Origin of the sequence: Arthrobacter sp. HMWF013 (assembly GCF_003061105.1) — a bacterium.
Lineage (GTDB): Bacteria > Actinomycetota > Actinomycetes > Actinomycetales > Micrococcaceae > Arthrobacter.
Genome location: NZ_QAIQ01000446.1, coordinates 1 through 3,274, shown reverse-complemented (window position 1 = coordinate 3,274; position 3,274 = coordinate 1). Strand labels below are relative to the sequence as shown.

4 protein-coding genes are annotated in these 3,274 nt (G+C 66.2%); all 4 read right to left on the bottom strand.

Annotated elements, in window-relative coordinates:
- The coding region (locus DBR22_RS16065) for a hypothetical protein (protein WP_108599840.1) at positions 1 to 784 on the bottom strand (784 nt) is incomplete at its 3' end.
- A gap of 191 nt (positions 785 to 975) precedes the next feature.
- Positions 976 to 2,046, bottom strand: coding sequence for a Gfo/Idh/MocA family protein (locus tag DBR22_RS16060; RefSeq protein ID WP_108599841.1), 1,071 nt, complete (start codon positions 2,044 to 2,046; stop codon positions 976 to 978).
- A gap of 51 nt (positions 2,047 to 2,097) precedes the next feature.
- Positions 2,098 to 2,787 (bottom strand): ABC transporter ATP-binding protein, encoded by a 690-nt coding sequence (locus DBR22_RS16055; protein WP_108599839.1) that lies wholly within the window; start codon positions 2,785 to 2,787, stop codon positions 2,098 to 2,100.
- 2 nt (positions 2,788 to 2,789) lie between these two features.
- The coding region (locus DBR22_RS16050) for an FtsX-like permease family protein (RefSeq protein WP_146187529.1) at positions 2,790 to 3,274 on the bottom strand (485 nt) is incomplete at its 5' end.

Genomic DNA, 3,274 nt, shown 5'->3' with positions numbered 1-3,274 from the left:
GACCTGCAGGGGCCGGGGCCGGAGGCGTTGAACGATCCCGCGTCAGCGGACTTACCGGGCCCGCTGAACGGATGGCAGCGCTGGTCATCGACGGACCAGACCCTGTCGCCGCAAGGCCGCCCTGTGGTACGAACGAATTGTATGAGGCGGTGCCTGGATCATGTGCAGGGACAACTTCACCTGCGGCAGGGGCCAATGCGGGCTCGGCCACTGTCGAGAGCCCGCCGGAACCGGCTGTTTCCCCTGCAGGCAGTCCGTCCAACGCGCCAGGCAGGGCAACCGGCACGTCAACCGGCAGCGGCGGCACGGTGCCACCGGTCAGCTCCACCACGGGCCGCAGCACAGGCTCAAGAACCGGCAGGGCCGCAGCGAGCGGAGGGGCGACAGTCTCAACGAGGGCTGCCGTAGCGGAGTCGGCTCCTGCGGCCACCGGCACGGCCAGGGCCGAGACGGTGTCTGCTGGAACAACCTGATTCACAACGGGCACAGTGGCTGCGAGATGATCGGCTGCACCTGCCACAGTTCCCGCCAGGGGCTCCAGGAGCCCGGCGGAACCGGATGGCTGGGTTGCGGGAGAAACGGCGTCCTGGAGCGGCGCAACCGCGCCCGTCAGGGGAGCCGGGAGTGACGAAACGGAGGATGTCAGCCCGCCCACAAGCGAGCCGGACTCGGTGGACGAGTCTGCCACCGCGGCAGTGGAAGACAGCGTCAGCCAGGCAACCGTTGCCGCGCCTGCAAGGACGAAGGGCCGGAGCGCACGCCATGGCGAACGAGCTTTAGCCATGCGTACCACCCCCAGTGCCGTTGAAACGGACGATTTCTACAGCGTATGACTTTCCTGTGCAACGCGTCTAGGGAAAAAGGGAATTTAACCAGCAAACTTACTAATTAGTTTATCGGTGCGTCGATAATCATCATCGGCACGACAATCCTGTTTACCGCTTAAGTCACCGACGCTTCCAGGAAGGCGTGACCTTAGTGCGCATCATTCGGGTAGCTGACGCCCAGCTGGCCGCGGACCCCGTCGAAGAGCCGCATGGTCCTGATCGAATCCTCCAGAGGCATGACTGGGCTCTCGGTGAGGCCCTGCTGGATACAGCGCGTCACCTCGCGGAGCTCGTAGGTGTAGCCACGGCCGACGACGTCGAACGGCTCGGTGCGCAGCTCGCCGAGGCCGATGCCAACCACCAGCTCCCGCGGGTTGTTGATGGAACCCAGACTCTGCATGTACCCCAGGCTTCCCGCGACAGTCGCCGTGCGTGGCCCGTGCGCGAGGAGGGAGGAGGTCAGCTGGGCCTGGGCGCCGTGGTTGTAGCCGAGCGTCAACGCATTCTGGGCGTCCACGCCGTCGTCGTTGATGAAACCGGTGGCACTGACGGTCTGCGGGAATCCCAACGTCCCCACCGCCCACAGCAGCGGGTACACCGTGATGTCAAGGAGGGCTCCGCCGCCGTCCTGCCGGGCCCACAGCCTGGAGGTGGGGGAGTAGGGGGCGGGAAAACCCAGATCGGCGGTCACCCAGTGCACATCTCCCAGTTCACCGGAAGCCGCAATCTCGAAGGCCCGCTGCATCGACGGCAGGAACCGGCTCCACACAGCCTCCATCAGGAAGAGCTTGCGTTCACGTGCCACCGCCACGAGCTCGCTGGCTTCCCTGGCATTGATGGTAAACGCCTTTTCGCACAGGACGTGCTTGCCGGCGTTGAGCGCGGCAAGCACGATCTGGTGGTGCTGCGCGTGCGGAGTGGCGACGTAGACCACGTCCACGGCTTCATCGGCGAGCAGCCGCTGGTAGCCGTGGACGCCGTCGTCGTCCCAGTATGACCTGCCGAAACCATAGGCGGCGGTGAAACTCTCCGCCGTGTCCCGGCCCCGCGAGCTGACGGCATAGAGCTCGGCGTCCGTGAGCAGCGCCAGGTCCTGCGACACCGACCGGGCAATCCCGCCGGTGGCGATGACACCCCAGCGAAGGGTCCTTCCGGTGGCGGACTGCGGGTCCTGATCGGACTGGCTGAACAACCACGGCGTGGGAATTAGCGCGCTCATGGTGCCCATCCTCTCATTCAGACCGGTGCCGACGTCGGATCAGCAGGGATCTCAGGCCATGGCCCGGGCAGGTTCCTCCGTGAGTTTGCCTTGCTGGAGCCGGAACCGGCGGTCAGTCTTGTTGGCAAGCGCCCTGTCGTGGGTGACCACCAGGATGGTGGTGTTGTGGTCACGGCTGAGCGCGCTCAGGAGCTCGATGATGTGGTCTCCGGTCTGCTCGTCCAGGTTTCCCGTGGGCTCGTCGGCCAGGATCAGCTTGGGTTCATTGGCCAGTGCCCGTGCGATGGCCACCCGCTGCTGCTCGCCGCCGGAGAGCCGGTTAATCCGCCGGACCTGCTTGTCGGGGTCCAGTTGCACCTGGGCCAGGAGGTCCCTTGCCCGCTCCAGCCGCTGCGCCTTGCGGATGCCGGCAAACTCCATCGGAAGCATCACGTTGTCCACGGCGGACAGGTTGGGGATCAGGTTGAACTGCTGGAATACGAACCCGATGTCCCGGCGCCGGTACTCGGTCAGCTTGCCGTCCGGCATGCCGGCCAGGCTGACGCCGTTGACGACGACGTCTCCGCTGGTGGGTTTGTCCAGCGCACCCAGAAGGGACAGCAGGGTGCTCTTGCCGCTGCCGCTTTTGCCCACAATGGAGGCCAGCGTGCCCTGCTCGAGGACGAAGCTGACGTCGTTGACGGGTTTGATGGTGCGGTCACCGGAGTTGAAGGTGCGGACCAGGTTCTTGACTTCAATCATGGCTATTCTCCTCGCAGGACTTCGATGGGACGGATGCGGGCTGTAAGCAGCGCGGGGATGAGCGCTCCGATGATGGCCACGCCAAATACCGCGGCGATTCCGGCGGCGATGACGCCGGGGGAGGCGCTCGCTGTGACGGAGGTCAGCAGCTGGGAGGCGCCGCCAAGGGGGCCGCCCGTTCCACCCGGGAACCCTGCCCCGCTGCCCGGCATTCCGGCGCCGCCGGCCGCGCCGGCCATGGCAGCCCCGCGCCCGGTGGTGGCCGCCGTCGTCGTCGTGGTGGTGTTGGTGCTGATCAGTGCCGAGGCGATGCCCCCGCTGGCGAAGGAGGCAATGGCCGCGCCTACTGCGCTGCCCATGGCCACCAGGACCAGCGCTTCAAGAACGAACTGCAGTCCGATGGTGCGGTTGGGGGCGCCGATGGCCTTCAGCACACCGATTTCGCGGCGGCGTTCGCGGACCAGCATCACCATGATCAGGAGAATGA

Bases quoted from the DNA above. Each gene is read 5' to 3' on its own strand.
- DBR22_RS16055 (WP_108599839.1), bottom strand. From the start codon at position 2,787: ATGATTGAAGTCAAGAACCTGGTCCGCACCTTCAACTCCGGTGACCGC.
- DBR22_RS16060 (WP_108599841.1), bottom strand. From the start codon at position 2,046: ATGAGCGCGCTAATTCCCACGCCGTGGTTGTTCAGCCAGTCCGATCAG.